The organism is Variovorax beijingensis (assembly GCF_003951285.1).
In the GTDB taxonomy this organism is placed as follows: domain Bacteria; phylum Pseudomonadota; class Gammaproteobacteria; order Burkholderiales; family Burkholderiaceae_C; genus Variovorax; species Variovorax beijingensis.
In genome coordinates this window covers 303,895-320,267 of the sequence record NZ_RXFQ01000002.1, presented here as the reverse complement: position 1 = coordinate 320,267, position 16,373 = coordinate 303,895, and the positions used below count along the sequence as shown (strand labels likewise).

Below are 16,373 nucleotides of genomic sequence, written 5' to 3'. Positions count from 1 at the left end.
CTAGCGGCACATGTCGTACCCGCCGGTCTCCAGGTGGAAGTGGTCCCTGTGCGCGGCGTTGTAGTCGGGTCCCAGCGCACCGTTGAAGAATCGGCAGGCGCCGCGGTGCGCATCGCGCAGCAGCAGCGCCGCCGGATCGTCCGTGCTCGCGGCACTGCTGCGGGGCCAGGCTTGCAGCACCGTGATGCGGCGGCCGTCGGCCAGCGTGAGGCCGGCGACGTCCAGCGCATCGGCCGTGGCATGCCGGCTGCGCGAAGGGCCCGGCATGGCATCGTCGCCGCGGTTCACGTTGCGGCAGGCATAGCTGCCGAGATGCTCGATGGCCACCACCGGCTGGCCGAAGCGCTGCCTGGCGGCCGGCTGCAGCGCGTGCCGCTCCCACATGAAGAAGGACAGTGCCATCGGGCAGCTCAATGAAGGCGCCGTGCCCAGGCGCACGCCGGCGGAGCGCAGCCTCACGGCGTTCCTGAAGCCGCAGCCGGGGCCGGTGACGCGGTCGGGCAGCAGCTCGTACTGCATGCCGGTCTGCGCCAGCGCCGCAAGGCAGCGCGCCGGCTCGCGGCGGGCCCGCTCGAGCTTGAAGCCGGTCAGCCAGTCGGGCGGCGCCGCCACGTCGAGCGGTGCCCACGGATTGAAGCGCTCGGGGATCTCGATGGTGCCTGTTGCGACGGCCCATGCAGCCGCGGCGAGCGCGGCGCATACCGCGGCCATGCCGAGCCAGCGCTTGCGGCGCGAAGGCGCGGGCTTTGCCGGGGGCTCGGAAGGATCCAGGGCCATGATCTCGATGAATGCCAGACAAGGCGCCGTGCCTGAAGCCTTCCTCAGGGCTGCGCGGCGATGAGCGGATCGAGTTCGGCCCGCACGCGCCTGATCGCCACTTCATGCCGCAGCGTCTGGGCGCCGCGTCCGTAGGTCATGGCCTTGCGGATCAGCCGCAATTGTTCGCGCTGCAGCTGCGTCTTCAGGCGCCTGGCCCGCAGCCCGAAGGTCCAGCCCATCTGCCTTCGAATCTTGTAGCGCTGCAGGGGCGCACCCAGGCGGATCCACTCGTCGTCGCGGATCAGCTCGCGCTCCGGCACGAAGTAGGCGGCCAGCGCATGCAGGTAGGCGCCGTTTTCGCGCGCGGCAACGCGCCAGAAGAGCCCGGCCGCAACCAACGCGGGAATGCCCTTGACGGCGAGCATCACGGCCATGTCACCGTAGCCGCCGTCGAAGAGGTCTTCGAGCCATGGGGAGTTCCAGATGAAATGCATCGCCCATGCGAGCGCGAAGCACAGAACGGCGCAGGCGATCCTCGCCGCCAGCGAACGCTCGGGATGCAGCAGGAACCAGGCCACGCCGAAGGACGCGATCGTCGTGTAGGCCGCATGGCTCCACAGCCCGCTCAGCAGCCCGCGCGTCAGCAGGTTGATGAGCACCGGAGACACCTGGTTCTCGAGCGGAAAATGCATGGAGGCGTTGACGGTGTAGCTGAGGTTCTCGACCACCTGGAAACCCAGTCCTGCCATGGCACCGACGATCAGCACCGACAGGTAGGTCTGGAACTGGTTGCGTGCCACCAGCACCAGCAGGATGACGCCGGCGATCTTCAGGAACTCCTCGGTGATCGGGCCCGCAATGGCCGGCCCCCAGAGCGCCACGAAATCCGGCGACACCAGCTTGGCGCACAGGCTCTGGATGGCGATGTTCGCCGGCGCGGCAAAGTAGACGGCGCCGAACCCGCCCCACGCAAAGGCCAGCACGAAGGCTTCCGGCGGGTGCTGCTCGAGCAGGTCGAGCATGCGAAAGACCAAAAGAAAAAGCAGCGTGTAGATGCCCCACACCAGGATGCCCAGCAGGGCCGTGACGGGGACGACACGGAAACCCATCGAGAACATGTTGATGGTGTAGAGCAGGCCGTTGACGATCAGCGCCGCCAGCAGCCAGAAGGCCGCGCGCTGCGGCTGGAAGAACGAATCGGTGCCGATCGGCCAGTCGCCGCGGTCCTGCTGGCCTTCGAAAGCGGGCGGGCTCACTGCGGTGCCTCCAGGTCCATGGATTCCAGCATGCGCCGCGCGTCGGCCATCGCCTCGTTCAGGCCGTCGCTGGCGCCGTAGCAATCGATCTGCACGAGCGAGCGGCGCTGCAGGTCGACCACCTGCCAGAAGCGGCCGGCCAGCTTCGATCCGTAGTACGCAAAGGTCTTGCCCTGCAGGCCCCATGAAGTGACGAAGTCGGACACGTCGCCATCGATGTTCAGGCGCTGGCCGCGCTCCATGAGCCTTTGCTGCCGCATCAGCGGACCGTCGGGCCCGCCGGCCCATGCACGCGTGGTCACCAGGAACTTGTGGCCGCCCTTGAACAGCATCAGCGACTGGCCAGCCCTGGAGCGCGACACGTCCATCTCCCATCCGCTGGCGGGAACGAACCTGGCATGGCCGACGGACACCGTTTCGCCCGCGGGCAGCGGCCGGGCGCCGGGCGTGCGGCTGTCCCAGAAGCTCAGGCCGCCCACGTAGGCGGCAATGGCAAGCAGCACCGCGAGCGCGCCTGGCCAGGTGCGGTACGGTATGCGGCGGGATGGCTCGGGCATGCGGCGATCGTGCCATACGATGGCTGGCGCTGGCCCTCTGCGCTTTGCATTGCTTCGATGCATGGCTATCCTCCACGGTCATTGCAAATGAAGCACCCTCAGACATGAAAAAGTCGCACGCGAGCACCGGCCAGCCGGCATCGGAGCTCATCTCGCAACGGATCGCCGAGCTCGGCGGCTGGCGCGGCGAAACGCTGGGCCGCATGCGCAAGCTCATCAGGCAGGCGGAACCGGACGTGGTCGAGGAATGGAAGTGGATGGGCACGCCGGTCTGGTCGTATGGCGGCATCATCTGCACGGGCGAGTCCTACAAGGACAAGGTGAAGCTCACCTTCGCCAAGGGCGCCTCGCTGCCGGATCCCGCCAGCCTCTTCAATGCGAGCCTGGACGGCAACATGCGCCGCGCGATCGACATCTTCGAAGGCGACGAAGTCGACGAGGCCGCCTTCGGGGCGCTCGTGCGCGAGGCGGTCGCGCTCAACAGTGCCGGCAAGCCGAAGCCTGCGAAGAAAAAGACGGCCAAGTCCTGAAGGAACCAAATGCCCGACGCATCCGCACCCACGCCACGTCCCCGCATGCCGCTGCTGCTTCTTCGGCTGCTGCCCATAGGCGCCTGCCTGCTGGTGCTGGGCTGCGCAGGCCCGCGGGCGCCGCAGCCCGGGGCCGGCTACGGGCCGCCTCCCGTGCTCACGGCCGAGCAATCGAGCGGCGTCGCGATCCATGCGCTGGGCCTGGTCGGCACGCCGTACCGCTACGGCGGCAACACGCCGGAGGGAGGCTTCGATTGCAGCGGGCTCATCGGCTACGTGTACAGGAACAGCGCGGGCCAGGCCACGCCGCGCACCGTGGCGCGGATGGCCGGCTTCGGCCGCCCGGTGCCCACGTCCGAGCTGCGTTCGGGCGACCTGGTGCTCTTCGGCGCGTCCACGCCGTCGCATGCGGGCATCTACGTGGGGGCTGGGCAGTTCGTGCATGCGCCCTCGACGGGCGGCGAGGTGCGGCTCGACCGGCTGGACGGCATCTACTGGTCGCGCCAGCCGATGCAGGCGCGCCGGCTCTAGCCTCGAAGAGAAACGCTGCCCCAATCTCACTCAACGCATGGGTGTTGCCGTTGGTTCTAGGGGGATGCCTGCCTTGGGGGGTCTGGCCGGTATGGCATGCTGTGCCGGTATCACCGAAGCTCGGAGAGGTCTCCCATGAAAAAAATCTTCGCCCTGGCCGTCCTGGGCCTTGCCACCGTCCTCCCGGCGTTCGCGCAGCGCGGCGACCCCTACGAGAACGACCGCCGCTACTGCGCCAGCGGCCGCTCCGGCGTCGACTTCAACACCTGCATGTGGCGCATCCAGCGCGACCGCGAGGAGCGCTATGACCGCCGCGAGCAGCGCGCCTACGAACGCGAGCAGCGGCGCGAATACGAGCGCCGCGAGCGCTGGGCCGAACAGCCGCCTCCGCCGCCGGCCTACCGCCGGTGGGACGGCCCGCCGCCCGGCGAGCAGCCCCGGCTCAGCGACATGCAGCAGCGCGCGCTGGACAACTGCAACCTGCTGGCGCCGCGCGACCAGCCCCGCTGCCGCGCGACGGTGATGTCGACGGTTCGCTAGCAGGGTTTTCCATTACGCAAAGCCACGCACGCGGGCCGCGCGGTCCGACGGATGCGCCCGCGCGCCCCTGCGGCAACACTCCCGGGTTCATTCCCAGGAGACATTCCCATGCACAGCATCCGCCGCCACCTGGTGTGGCTCGTCGTGGCCGTGGCCGGCGCATTCGCGCTGGGCACCGTGGCCCTCACGCGCGGTGAAAGCGTCAACGCCCTGTGGGTGGTGACCGCCGCGGTCTGCACCTACCTGATCGCCTACCGCTACTACAGCCTGTTCATCGCCGAGAAGGTGCTGGGGCTGGACGGCAACCGCAAGACGCCGGCGCACCGCCACAACGACGGCCTGGACTACGTGCCGACCGACAAGAACGTGCTGTTCGGCCACCACTTCGCGGCCATTGCGGGCGCCGGTCCGCTGGTGGGCCCGGTGCTCGCCGCGCAGATGGGCTACCTGCCAGGGCTGCTGTGGGTGCTGGCGGGTGTGGTGTTCGCGGGCGCGGTGCAGGACTTCATCATCCTGTTCATTTCCACCCGGCGCGACGGCCGCTCGCTCGGCGACCTCGTCAAGCAGGAGATGGGCACGGTGCCCGGCATGATCGCGCTGTTCGGCACCTTCATGATCATGATCATCATCCTCGCGGTGCTGGCGCTGATCGTGGTGAAGGCGCTGGCCGAATCGCCCTGGGGCACCTTCACCGTGGCGGCCACCATTCCGGTGGCGCTCTTCATGGGCGTGTACCTGCGCTACATCCGTCCGGGGCGCATCGGCGAGGTGTCGCTGATCGGCTTCGTGCTGCTGATGCTCGCCATCTTCGGCGGCCAGGCCGTGAGCCAGAACCCCGCGTGGGCGCCGCTCTTCACCTTCGACGGCAAGGCGCTCACCTGGATGCTCGTGGGCTACGGCTTCGTGGCCGCGAGCCTGCCGGTGTGGCTGCTGCTGGCGCCGCGCGACTACCTGTCGACCTTCCTGAAGATCGGCACCATCATCGCGCTGGCGCTGGGCATCGTGTTCGTCATGCCCACGCTGCAGATGCCCGCGCTCACGCAGTTTGCGCAGGGCGGCGGGCCGGTGTGGTCGGGCAGCATGTTCCCGTTCCTGTTCATCACCATCGCCTGCGGCGCGGTGTCGGGCTTCCATGCGCTGATCTCCTCGGGCACCACGCCCAAGATGCTCGACAACGAGCGCCATGCGCGCTTCATCGGCTATGGCGGCATGCTGGCCGAATCCTTCGTGGCGGTGATGGCGCTGGTGGCGGCTTCGTGCATCGAGCCCGGCATCTACTTTGCAATGAACAGCCCGGCCGCGCTGGTGGGCAGCACTGCGCAGCAGGCGGCGCAGACCATCTCGAGCTGGGGCTTCGTGGTCACGCCCGAGATGCTCGTGCAGACCGCGAAGGACGTGGGCGAAAGCACCATCCTCGGCCGCGCGGGCGGTGCGCCGACGCTGGCCGTGGGCATGGCCCACATCCTCCACCAGGTGATCGGCGGGCAGGCCATGATGGCCTTCTGGTACCACTTCGCGATCCTGTTCGAGGCGCTCTTCATCCTCACGGCCGTGGACGCCGGCACCCGCGCCGGCCGCTTCATGCTGCAGGACCTGCTGGGCAGCTTCGTGCCCGCGCTCAAGCGCACCGATTCGCTGCCGGCCAACCTGTTTGCCACGGCGCTGTGCGTGGCGGCCTGGGGCTATTTCCTCTACCAGGGCGTGGTCGATCCGCTGGGCGGCATCAACACGCTGTGGCCGCTGTTCGGCATCTCCAACCAGATGCTGGCCGCGGTGGCGCTGCTGCTGGGCGTGGTGGTGCTGTTCCGCATGAAGCGCGAGCGCTACGCATGGGTGGCCATTGCGCCGGCCGCATGGCTTCTGGCCTGCACGCTCACGGCCGGCTGGCAGAAAATCTTCTCGCCCGATCCGAAGATCGGCTTCCTCTCGCATGCGGCCCGCTACACCGAAGGCCTGGCCAACGGCGTGCTGGTGGCGCCGGCGAAAACGCCCGAGGCCATGTCGCGCATCGTCTTCAACGACCGGCTCGACGCGGCGCTGTGCGCGCTCTTCATGTTCGTGGTGCTGAGCGTGCTGGTCTACAGCATCAAGGCCTGCCTCGCGGCACGCGCGGCCCACCGGCCGACCGCGCAGGAGACGCCGTTCGAACCGCTCGCCACCTCGGCGGCGCGCTGAGCAGGAGGGTGCCATGGCTCTCGCATTGCCGGAGGCCGGGCGCTACTTCGCCCGCTCGCTCAAGCAGTCGCTGCGGCTCATGGTCGGGCTGCCCGACTACGACGCCTACCTGACCCACATGGCGGCCACGCACCCCGAGCAGCCGCCGATGAGCTACGAGGCCTTCTTCCGCGAGCGGCTCGAGGCGCGCTACGGCGGAGGCAAGGGGCGCTGCTGCTGAAGAGCGCGGCGGCGCCGCGCGCAAACAGTGCGGCCGTGTTTACAATCCCGCCGTTCGCGCGAAGCGAACTTTTGTTGCAGGAAACGCCGGCCATGCGCCGGTATGAGCCGGGCAAAGGACCCAACCCAGATTTTCTCCAGGCAGGGCGCATGCGGTTTCTCCATCCGATCGATGGAAGAAGCTGCATGGCGCTTCGCGATTCAAAAAAATCGCCCTGAGGGAAATTCTCCATGTCCGCTCGCCCGCCCGCCGTGCGCCTTCGCTGCACGCCGCTCTTTATTGCCACCCTTGCCGTGCTGCATTGCGCGGCCCAGGCCCAGACCTCCGCCAGCACGCTGCAGGAGATCACCGTCACCTCCGAGCAGGAACCCGGCTATGCCCCGTCGGTCGGCAGCACGGCCACCAAGGGCAGCGCGCCGCTGCGCGACATTCCCCAGGCCGTCAACGTACTGCCCGCGCAGCTGCTGCGCGACCAGGGCGCAACCTCCATGCAGGACGCGCTGCGCAATGCGCCCGGCGTTTCCTTCAATGCGGGCGACGGCCAGCGCGACCAGGTGGTGATCCGCGGCTTCACGGCCATCGCCGACTGGTTCGTGGACGGCGTGCGCGACGACGCGCTGTACTTCCGCGACCTGTCGGACACCGAGCGCATCGAGGTGCTCAAGGGCCCGGCCGCCGTGCTGTACGGCCGCGGCTCGTCGGGCGGGCTGGTCAACCGCGTGACGAAAAAGCCGATCTTCGAGCGCCCCTTCGGCGAGGTGTCGCTGGGCCTGGGCACCCACGACTTCAAGCGGCTCACGGCCGACCTCAACCGGCCCATCGGCGAGAACATGGCTTTCCGCCTCAACGTGGCGCGCGAAAAGTCGGGCAGCTACCGCGACCAGCAGTTCATCGACCGCTACAGCATCGCGCCCTCGCTGGCCATGAAGTTCAGCCCGCAGACCGACCTGCTGCTGCAGTACACCAACGCCTACGACCAGCGGCTGACCGACTTCGGCATTCCGGCGCTCAACGGCCGCCCGGTGAACGTGCCGATCGGCACCTACTACGGCTCGGCCTTCGCGAAGCGCGACGACACCACCACCACGCGCGTGCAGTCCTTCACCGCCACGCTCAACCACCGCTTCAGCGACACGCTGAGCCTGCGCAACACCACGCGCTACTACAGCTACGAGCTCGACCGCTTCAACACCCTGCCCAGCGGCACCACCGACCCGGTGCGCATGACCGTGGGCCGCACCCGCGGCTTCGTCGACCGCGACGAGAGCGGCTGGTTCAACCAGACCGACCTGACATGGCGCAACGAACTCGGCGGCTTCAAGCAGGAATGGCTGATCGGTGCCGAGCTCGGCAAGCAGGACAAGCGCGCGTACACGGTGTCCTCGGCCACCGGCTTCGAGCGCGTGAGCATCCTGCACCCGGTCTCCGCGCCGCCGCCGATCCCGCTCGCAAGCTACCTGGCCAACGGCGCGATTCCGAGCAACACCACCTTCAAGACGGCCGCGCTCTATGCGCAGGACCAGATCACGCTGGCGCCGCAGTGGAAGGCGCTCGTCGGCGGACGCTACGACGACTTCCGCCAGGAGACTTCCTTCGAGCGCACGCTGGCCCCCTTCTCGCGCACCGACCGCAAGTTCAGCCCGCGCGCGGGCCTGGTCTGGCAGCCGAGCGACTCGCAGTCCTACTACGTGTCGTACAGCCGCTCGTTCCAGCCTTCGGCCGAGACCTTCGCGCTGTCGGCCAACAACGCGGCCAACGATCCCGAGATCACCGTCAACAAGGAGATCGGCGCCAAGCTCGACTTCCTGGACGGCGCGCTCAACTTCACCGCCGCGCTCTTCAACCTGGAGCGCTCGGGCATCAAGAACACCGACCCGTCCAACCCGGCGCGGCAGATCAACGTGGGCACGCAGCGCACCAACGGCATGGAGCTGGCGCTGGCCGGCAAGCTGCCGGGGCGCTGGGACGTCAGCGCGGGCTACGCCTACCTGGACGGCCGCATGGTCAAGTCGCTGGCCACCGTGAGCTCGCTGCAGTTGCCCATCGGCGCCGCGATGCCGGTGCAGGGCAAGGTGGCGCCGCTCACGCCGCGGCACTCGGCCTTCGTGTGGCTCATGAAGGACCTGGGCCATGGCCTGAGCGCGGGCGGCGGCGTGAACTACGTGGCCGCGCGCTATGCCTCGCTCAGCAACCTGGTGACGCTGCCTTCGTACGTCACGGCCGACCTGGCCGCGAGCTACAAGACCGAGCGCTATGAACTCTCGGTCAACCTGAAGAACATCACGGGCAGGAAGTACTTCGTCTCCGCGCACGGCAGCGTCGACAACCTGATCATGCCGGGGCCGGGACGCGAGCTGCAGGTGGCACTCACCGCGAAGTTCTGAAGAGGATGGCTCGCAAGGACTCAGGCGCCGGCTGAGCCTGGCTGCGTGAATTCCAGCTTCTTGCGGCCGGCGCTTGCTGCCACGATGGCCTCCACGCAACTGAGTGGTGGAGAACATCGATGGCATCCGAATTGAATCAAATCGCAAGCGGGTCGCTGCGCTGGCGCATCGGCCTGTCGGCCGCCCTCTGCCTTGCGGCGGCGCTCTCCGTGGCCGAGCCGCTCGATGCGGGCGTCGTGCTGCATGCCGAGCAGCGCTTCCAGCTGGCACTGGAAGCGCAGGCCGCCCGCGACTACCGATCGATGCTCGAACAGCTTCGGCAAGCGGCGGCGGAGGACAACGCCGAGGCGCAGGAGATGCTGGGCATGGTGCTGCTGGCGGGGCCGACGCTGTACGGCTCCGCCATCAAGGCCGACCGCTGCGAGGCCCGCCAGTGGATGCTGCGCGCCGCCTCGCAGGGCAGCGACACGGCCAGGGTCCAGCTCGCCTTTCTCAACAGGTTGCGCCAGTCTCCGGCCGGCAGGAACGCCTGCGGCTGAGCCAGCGAGTGCGCTGAGCGTGCAGTGACGCCTGGTTACCGCATGGCGCGCGGGGATGCGTCCCTGGAAAATGAAGGGCTAGACTCTTCGTTTGCCAAACCCTCCGCTGCGAGGCCGACTCATCATGAAACCCTGGTTGATTCCCATGGCGCTTGCCCTGGCGGGCACCGCCCACGGCGCCGAAAACTGCGAAGCCCTGCGCACCCAGATCGAAGCGAAGATTGCCGCAGCCGGCGTGACGCGCTTCACCGTCACCACCGTCGATGCCAATGCAGAGGCGGCCGGCCAGGTGGTGGGCAGCTGCGATCTCGGCAGCAAGAAGATCGTCTACCAGCGCGAAGGCGCACCCGCAACTGGTGCGGCGCCGGCGCGCCCGGGCGCGGGCCCGGCTGACGAAGAGATATTGACGGAGTGCAAGGACGGCACGGTGTCCGTCGGCGGCAACTGCAAGAAATAGGCAGGAGCCAAGCCTTGTCATCTTCAAAAGCCTTTCGCATTGCACTCTCGGCCTCTGCCGCCGCCATTGGCGGCATTGCGGCGTACTGGACCCTGCTGGCCACGCGGCAGGGGCACATCCTCTTCAACGCCCGGAAGCTTCCGGTCGTCCATCTGTCCGACGACTTTTCCACCTACTCCCACACCGTGCCGGGCGGCATGGTGCGCGGCTATGTCTATCACCCGCAGGGCGAAGACGCGCTGCAGGACCTGTTCATCTATTTTGCCGGCCGCGGCGAGGACGTCCGCGCCACCGCGCAGGCGCTGCACTGGCTGCCGGAGGGCTTCGGATTTGCGGCCGTCAACTACCGCGGCGTGGCCGATTCCGAGGGGCACCCCTCCGAGATCGCCTCCGTGGCGGATGCGATCCAGTTTGCCAATCACCTGCGCAAGGCCTTTCCGCAGGCGCGCCTGCACGTGGTCGGCCGCAGCCTGGGTACGGGCGTGGCCATCCAGCTGGTGGCGCAGCAGGATTTCTCGAGCCTGCAGCTGGTCACGCCCTACGACTCGATGCTCGAGGTGGCGAAGAAGCGCTTTCCCCTGGTTCCGCTGGCGCTCTTGCTGCGGCACCGCTTCGACTCGCTCACGCACTGCAAGGAGGTGGCCGCCAAGACCCAGGTGCTGCTGGCCGAGCGCGACGACGTGGTGCTGCCCGAGCGCTCGCAGAAGCTGATCGCGGCCTGGCCGACGCCCATCAGCGTGCAGACCGTGCCTGCCTCGGACCACCACAGCATCATGGGCATCGAAGCGACCTGGCTCCATCTGGTCGACTTCGCGCTGACGGCCATTCTTCCCGAGCCGGTGGCAGCCTGAGCCGCTGGAGCTGCCTTCAGCCGGCACCCAGGGCGGCAAAGCCGCATTCAAGATCCCGCAGCAGGTCCGAAGGCGCCTCGAGCCCCACGTGCAGCCGGATGACCGCGCCGCGCGCGCTCCAGTCGGTCACGCTGCGGGCCGCGCGCATGTCGGCCCAGGCCACCAGGCTTTCATAGCCGCCCCACGACGAGCCCCGGCCGAACAGCGACAGTGCATCGACGAAGCGCTCGACCGCGGCATTCTCGATGCCCGGCTGCAGCTCGAACGAGACGAGCCCGTTGGTGCCGCGGCAGTCGCGCTTCCAAAGTTCGTGGCCAGGGTGCTGCGGGAGCGCGGGGCAGAACACGGCCGCCACTTCGGGCCGCGCCTGAAGCCAGTGTGCCACTTCCATGGCATGCCGCTCGTGCACCTGCAGCCGCGCGGACAGCGTACGCATGCCGCGCAGCACCAGCCAGGCATCGTCGGGGCTCACGGTCATGCCGAAGGCGTCGCAGCGCTCGTTGAGCGGCTGCCAGGCTTCGCGCGTGGTGGCGACGGTGCCCATCATCACGTCGGAGTGGCCCGAGAGGTACTTGGTGGCGGCCATCAGCGAGATGTCGGCGCCCAGCGCGAGCGGCCGGTATTGAACGCCCGAGCCCCAGGTGTTGTCCGCGGCAACGAGCGCGCCGCGCGCATGGGCGAGCTCGGCCAGCCGGGGCAGGTCGCACATCTCGTAGACCAGCGAACCCGGGCACTCGGCATACACGAGCTTCGTGTTGGGCTCGAACAGTTCCTCGATGCCGCTGCCGTCCGCGGCAAAGAAGCTGCAGCGGATGCCATAGGGATCGAGGAAGGAATGCACGAGCTTGCGCGCCGGCTCGTACACGCTGTCCGACATCAGCACATGGTCGCCGGGCTTCAGGTACGACAGCAGCACCATGCCGATGGCGGCAAGGCCGGTGGGAAAGAGGCGCGTGCGGTGGGCGCCTTCGAGTTCGCTCACCGCGTCCTCGAGCGCGAAGCTGGTGGGCGTGCCGCGTGCGCCGTAGCTGAAGGCGCGCTCTTCGCCGCGCCGCGCGCGCGTCTCGCGCATGGCGGCCACGCTGTCGAACAGCACGGTGCTCGCGCGCACCAGCGGCGTGTTGACCGGCGAGCCGCCGAAGTAGGCCGGGGCCTTGCCGGCGTGGGCGAGCCGGGTGTCGAGGGCCTGGCCTGCGGGGTCTTTGGGCGAATCGGACATGGCGTGTTCCAGCGGGCGCGGGCCCCTATGGTGCGTCAATCCGCCTTCGCGCCCGAAAGCTTGACGATGCGCGACCAGCGGTCGATGTCCTGGCGCAGCTGCGCGGCGAAGGCTTCAGGCGTGTTGGCCACCACCTCGCTGCCGCCGTCGTTCACGAGCTTGGTCACTTCGGGCAGGCGCAGCGTGCGCACGATGGCTTCGTTCAGGTAGGCCACGCGCTCGGGCGGCGTGCCGGCCGGCGCGAAGAAGCCGTACCAGTCCTCGAAGCGGGCATTGGCGTAGCCCAGCTCCTCGAGCGTGGGCGCCTTGGCGAACACGCCGATGCGGCGCGGGCTGGTGACGGCCAGCACGCGCAGCTTGCCGTTCTGCACCATGCCCGCGACCGAGGAGGTCGAGGTCACGAGCAGGTCGACCTGCCCGCCGAGCAGGTCGGTGAGCGCGGGGCCGGCGCCCTTGTAGGGCACGTGCGTCATGTCCACGCCGCTGTCCTTTTGCAGCACCACGCCGACCAGGTGCGAGAGCGTGCCGTTGCCCGGCGTGGCATAGGTGACCTTGCCGGGGCTGGCCTTGGCGCGCGTGGCCAGGTCGCCGAAGGTCTTGTAGGGCGAATTGGCTTCCACCACCAGCGCGAGCGGCGCCGCGTTGATCTGCGTGATCGGCACGAAATTCTTGATCGGATCGAAGCCGGGCGCCGAGTAGAGCGATGGGTTCACCGCCATGATCGACACCTGCGAGGTCAGCACCGTGTAGCCGTCGGGCTTGGCCTCGGCCACCGACTTGGCGCCGATGTTGCCGCCCGCGCCGCCGCGGTTGTCCACCACTGCGGCCTGGCCCATGATTTCCGGCAGCCGCGTGGTCACCAGCCGGGCCGTGGCGTCGTTGCCGCCGCCCGGGGGAAAGGGCGAGACGAACTTCACCGCTTGCGAAGGAAAGCCGTTGCGCGCGGGCAGCGGCTGGGCCGAGGCAGGCTGCAGGGCCATGGCCGCGAGCCATGCGGCAGCGACAGAAAGACGGGCAAGGCTCGGAATGCGAAAGACAGACGACATGACGGGACTCCTGGAATAGGAACTGACAACGACGAACGAACGGAGAAAGTGAAACCGGGGGAGCTAGGCGTGCGGCGCGGCGGAAGCGGCCGGCAGCCTGAAGGCCGAGCGCTCCTGCGCGTCGAGCTGCGCGACCAGGCCGGTCTCCCAGGCGAGGTAGCGGCGCGCCGCTTCCTTGTTGCCGTCGTGGCGGTCGTGCACGAAGAACAGGTAGTCGATGCAGTCCGCATCGGCGGGCAGGGCGGGCGTGGCCTGCACCGGCAGGCCGGCGCCGCGCCATGCGGCCATGCCGCCTTCGAGTTGCAGCGGCTTGGTCGAGAGGCCGGCCAGCTCGGACGCCGCGGCCCAGGCCGCGAGCGCAGCGTCGTCGGCCACCAGCACGAGCTGGCGCGTTTCGTTCTTCACGTCCTGGGCCAGGCGCGGGCGTATCGACCAGCGCGCCCCGGGAACATGGCCGGCGCGGAACTGCATGCTCGGGCGCAGGTCGACCAGCGCCACGTCGCCCTGCGCAAGGCGGGCGGACAGCGCCTGTGCATCGATCGTCGCCAGCGCAGGTGCGGCCGGCGCAGCGGGGGGCGCGAGCGACAGCCCGCTCGCGAGCCCGCCTTCGAGCACGCTCGCATCGTGGCCCATCTGGCGCAGCCAGTGCGCAATGGTGGGCGCGCGCACGCCATCGTCGTCGAACAGCACGAGCCGCGCGCCGCGCACGCCGACGTACTGGTCGCCGGCCTGCATCAACTGCCCGCCGGGCGTGTGCTGCGCGCCGGGCAGTGTGCCGGCAGCGAATTCCTCGGGCGTGCGCACGTCGCAGAGAAACAGGCTGCGGCTGGCATCGCCGGCCCATTGCTGCGCGGTCTGCGCCGTGACCGTGGGCACGTCGAAGCGCTCGGCCAGTGCCTTGGCGGCCGGCCGCAGATCGGTGTTGCCGCTGTCCGCCGCATAGCGCCGCGTGCCGCCGTGTTCCAGCGCGTGGTCGTTCAGGTACCAGCCCTGCGTGCCGTTCTCCAGCGCATAGACCGGGTTGGGCAGGCCCAGGTTGATGAGCGTCTGCGCGCCGATGATGCTGCGCGTGCGGCCCGCGCAATTGATGACGATGGGCGTGGTGGTGTCGGGCACCAGCCGGCGCACGCGGTAGGCCAGCTCGCCGTTGGGGCAGCAGGTGGCCGTGGGGATGTTCATCTTGTGGAACTCGCTCACCGGCCGGCCGTCGAGCACCACCACCTTCTCCTTGCGCGCCAGCATCTCGGCCAATTGGTCGGCGCTCACGCGCGGCGTGTGATAGACCTCTTCGGCCAGCTCGCCGAAGGTCTTCGAAGGCAGGTTGACGCCCGCGAAGAGCGCATGGCCCGCGGCCTTCCAGGCGCGGGTGCCGCCCTGCAGAACGTGCACGGCGGTGTAGCCCAGCACGGCAAGCCGCTGGGCGGCGCGTTCGGCCACGTCGGAATCGCCGTCGTCATACGCGACCACGCGCACGCCGCGGCGCGGCACGAGGCGCGGCGCATCGAGTTCGAGCCGGCTGAAGGGCAGCGGGATGCCGTAGAACAGATGCGCCTCGCCGTACTGGCCGTGTTCGCGCACGTCGAGCAGCGCGATCTCGCCGCCATCGTGCAGCCAGGATTTGAGGGTCTTCGGGTCGATGAAAGAGGTCATGGGAAGCAAGCCGTTGGGACGAACGCGGTCCTGCGAGGCCGCGCTCGGCGCGGCCCGCATGAAAGAAGACGAGGTTGAAAGAGGGGCCTAGCGGCGCGTCTGCACGCCGATGCCCATCGTCTGGTACGTGCCTGCTTCCAGGTCATACGCGGTGCGCTGGTTCAGCGTCTCGAGCGCACGGCCGTACATGTGCAGATGCCGAATGACCTGGTCGCCCTGGATCTCGACCGAGTGGATGTCCTCGGGCATCAGCGCGATGCCCTTGCCGGGCGCGACCACGACCAGCGCGGTTTCCTCGAGCTTGCCGACGCCCGGCACCGAGCCGTCGTCGCGCCGCTCGTACACGCGGTTGTGCTCGGTGCCTTCCACCGCGGCAATGCAGGCCCAGGTGGTGTGGTTGTGCGGCACGATCTTCTTGCCCGGCCGCATCACGTTGAGGTAGAGCGCAAAGCTCTGGTCCGGGTCCTCGGCAATCAGGTAGCGGGCTTGGTGCTCGCCGGCCTCGGGTGCCGGAAAGTCGGCGGCGCCCCAGTAGTCGGTGCGCGCGGCCAGCCCTTGCAGCGCGTCGAGCACCGCATCGAGCTTTTCGCGGGTCGGTTCAGCGCCGCCAATGGCTTTCTTCATCCGGTCGATGGATGCGGCGACCGCCTCGCGGCGTGGGTCGGACAGGGTGCTCATGCAGGGTTCTCCAGTGGGGATGCTTGTCTTGGTGTGCATTCACTGTAGTGACGCGGGCGTGACCCGACAATCCAGCCGGCGCAAGAAATACATCAATAAAATTAATGTATGCCCACGCTCGATCTTGAATTGCTGCGCTCCTTCGCGGCCATCGTCAGCCACCACAGCTTTGCGGCGGCGGCGGTGCATCTGGGGCGCACGCAGTCGGCCATCACGCAGCAGATGCAGCGGCTCGAAGAGCAGGTGGGCCACGCGCTGTTCGCTAAGCAGGGCCGGCAGAAGCGGCTCACCGAACATGGCGAGCGGCTCCTGACCTATGCGCACCACCTGCTCGCGCTCAACGACGAGGCGCTGCGCAGCCTCCGGCAGGGCGAGCTCGAAGGCAACCTGCGCATCGGCGCGCCGCACGACGTGGCCGAGACCATGCTGCCGCTGCTGCTCACCGAAGTGGCGCGCACCTCGCCGCTGCTGCAGCTGGACATCCACATCGGCCGCAGCCCCTACCTCATGACCTCGCTCAAGAGCGGCGAGGTCGACATGATCATCTCCAACCGCGCCGATCCGCAGTTCGATGGCGTGGTGCTGCGCAATTCGCCGACCGTGTGGCTCTGCGCGGCCAGCTACGTGCACGACCCGTCCAAGCCGGTGCCGCTGATCATGGCCGACGGCCCGAGCATCTTCCGCCGCATCGGCCACGAGGCGCTCGACGCCGCGGGCGTGGCCTGGACACCGCGCTACACCTCATCGAGCCTGATCGGCATCAAGGCCGCGCTGCGCGCGGGCCTGGGCGTGACGGCGCGCGGCGTGGAGCAGCTCGATGCGGGCCTGCGCGTGCTGGGCGCCGGCGACGGCATGCCGCGCCTGCCCGACCTGGCCTACTACCTGTACGTGCGCAGCCACGTGGTGAACCCGGTCACGCGGCAGGTGTTCGAGACCTTGAAGACGCACCTGCGGCTGCCGCGCACCGACGTGCCGGCTTGA

The 16,373-nt window shown here is 68.7% G+C and carries 17 protein-coding genes; 10 read left to right on the top strand and 7 right to left on the bottom strand.

Going from position 1 to position 16,373, the window contains the following annotated elements; translation table 11 throughout:
* Genes EJO66_RS04520 through EJO66_RS04510 form a run of 3 tightly spaced genes read right to left on the bottom strand, consistent with a single transcriptional unit; the run spans nt 1 to nt 2,572 of the window.
* Nucleotides 1-777 (bottom strand): extensin-like domain-containing protein, encoded by a 777-nt coding sequence (locus EJO66_RS04520; protein WP_124956458.1) that lies wholly within the window; start codon nt 775-777, stop codon nt 1-3.
* 44 nt (nt 778-821) lie between these two features.
* Nucleotides 822-2,015 carry a PrsW family intramembrane metalloprotease gene (locus tag EJO66_RS04515; protein WP_124956456.1) on the bottom strand — a complete coding sequence of 398 codons (1,194 nt, stop codon included), beginning with the start codon at nt 2,013-2,015 and terminating at the stop codon, nt 822-824.
* Nucleotides 2,012-2,572: a hypothetical protein gene (locus tag EJO66_RS04510; protein WP_124956454.1), complete on the bottom strand. Its 561-nt coding sequence runs from the start codon at nt 2,570-2,572 to the stop codon at nt 2,012-2,014. The genes EJO66_RS04515 and EJO66_RS04510 overlap by 4 nt, the downstream gene beginning before the upstream one ends.
* Nucleotides 2,573-2,676: 104 nt before the next feature.
* Between EJO66_RS04510 and EJO66_RS04505 the strand changes: the two genes are divergently transcribed.
* From EJO66_RS04505 to EJO66_RS04465, 9 genes are all read left to right on the top strand, one after another.
* Entirely contained in the window at nt 2,677-3,102 is a 426-nt protein-coding gene (locus EJO66_RS04505) for a DUF1801 domain-containing protein (RefSeq protein WP_124956452.1), read from the top strand.
* Between the two features lie 9 nt (nt 3,103-3,111).
* Complete coding sequence (locus EJO66_RS04500) at nt 3,112-3,633, top strand: C40 family peptidase (protein WP_124956450.1); 522 nt, start codon at nt 3,112-3,114, stop codon at nt 3,631-3,633.
* 135 nt (nt 3,634-3,768) lie between these two features.
* Nucleotides 3,769-4,173 (top strand): hypothetical protein, encoded by a 405-nt coding sequence (locus EJO66_RS04495; protein WP_124956448.1) that lies wholly within the window; start codon nt 3,769-3,771, stop codon nt 4,171-4,173.
* A gap of 108 nt (nt 4,174-4,281) precedes the next feature.
* Nucleotides 4,282-6,348 (top strand): carbon starvation CstA family protein, encoded by a 2,067-nt coding sequence (locus EJO66_RS04490; protein ID WP_124956446.1) that lies wholly within the window; start codon nt 4,282-4,284, stop codon nt 6,346-6,348.
* A gap of 13 nt (nt 6,349-6,361) precedes the next feature.
* Nucleotides 6,362-6,568 (top strand): YbdD/YjiX family protein, encoded by a 207-nt coding sequence (locus EJO66_RS04485; RefSeq protein WP_015866757.1) that lies wholly within the window; start codon nt 6,362-6,364, stop codon nt 6,566-6,568.
* 230 nt (nt 6,569-6,798) lie between these two features.
* Nucleotides 6,799-8,952, top strand: a complete 2,154-nt coding sequence (locus tag EJO66_RS04480) for a TonB-dependent receptor (RefSeq protein ID WP_124956444.1) — start codon at nt 6,799-6,801, stop codon at nt 8,950-8,952.
* A 119-nt stretch (nt 8,953-9,071) separates the two neighbouring features.
* Nucleotides 9,072-9,491: an SEL1-like repeat protein gene (locus EJO66_RS04475; protein ID WP_124956442.1), complete on the top strand. Its 420-nt coding sequence runs from the start codon at nt 9,072-9,074 to the stop codon at nt 9,489-9,491.
* A gap of 124 nt (nt 9,492-9,615) precedes the next feature.
* Nucleotides 9,616-9,948 carry a DUF1161 domain-containing protein gene (locus EJO66_RS04470; protein ID WP_124956441.1) on the top strand — a complete coding sequence of 111 codons (333 nt, stop codon included), beginning with the start codon at nt 9,616-9,618 and terminating at the stop codon, nt 9,946-9,948.
* Between the two features lie 14 nt (nt 9,949-9,962).
* A complete protein-coding gene (locus EJO66_RS04465; RefSeq protein WP_124956439.1) occupies nt 9,963-10,799 on the top strand; it encodes an alpha/beta hydrolase in 837 nt (278 codons plus the stop codon).
* 16 nt (nt 10,800-10,815) lie between these two features.
* Here the strand turns inward: EJO66_RS04465 and metC are convergent, their stop codons facing one another.
* The 4 genes from metC to EJO66_RS04445 form a co-directional block, all read right to left on the bottom strand.
* On the bottom strand, nt 10,816-12,018 hold the full coding sequence (metC, locus tag EJO66_RS04460; RefSeq protein ID WP_124956437.1) for a cystathionine beta-lyase: 1,203 nt from the start codon (nt 12,016-12,018) through the stop codon (nt 10,816-10,818).
* Between the two features lie 35 nt (nt 12,019-12,053).
* Complete coding sequence (locus EJO66_RS04455) at nt 12,054-13,064, bottom strand: Bug family tripartite tricarboxylate transporter substrate binding protein (protein WP_125964712.1); 1,011 nt, start codon at nt 13,062-13,064, stop codon at nt 12,054-12,056.
* 63 nt (nt 13,065-13,127) lie between these two features.
* Nucleotides 13,128-14,714 carry a rhodanese-like domain-containing protein gene (locus EJO66_RS04450; RefSeq protein WP_124956433.1) on the bottom strand — a complete coding sequence of 529 codons (1,587 nt, stop codon included), beginning with the start codon at nt 14,712-14,714 and terminating at the stop codon, nt 13,128-13,130.
* 87 nt (nt 14,715-14,801) lie between these two features.
* The gene (locus tag EJO66_RS04445) at nt 14,802-15,392 is read right to left on the bottom strand and encodes a mercaptosuccinate dioxygenase (RefSeq protein WP_124956431.1); all 591 of its coding nucleotides are present in this window, start codon (nt 15,390-15,392) and stop codon (nt 14,802-14,804) included.
* A gap of 108 nt (nt 15,393-15,500) precedes the next feature.
* Between EJO66_RS04445 and EJO66_RS04440 the strand changes: the two genes are divergently transcribed.
* Nucleotides 15,501-16,373, top strand: a complete 873-nt coding sequence (locus EJO66_RS04440) for a LysR substrate-binding domain-containing protein (RefSeq protein ID WP_124956429.1) — start codon at nt 15,501-15,503, stop codon at nt 16,371-16,373.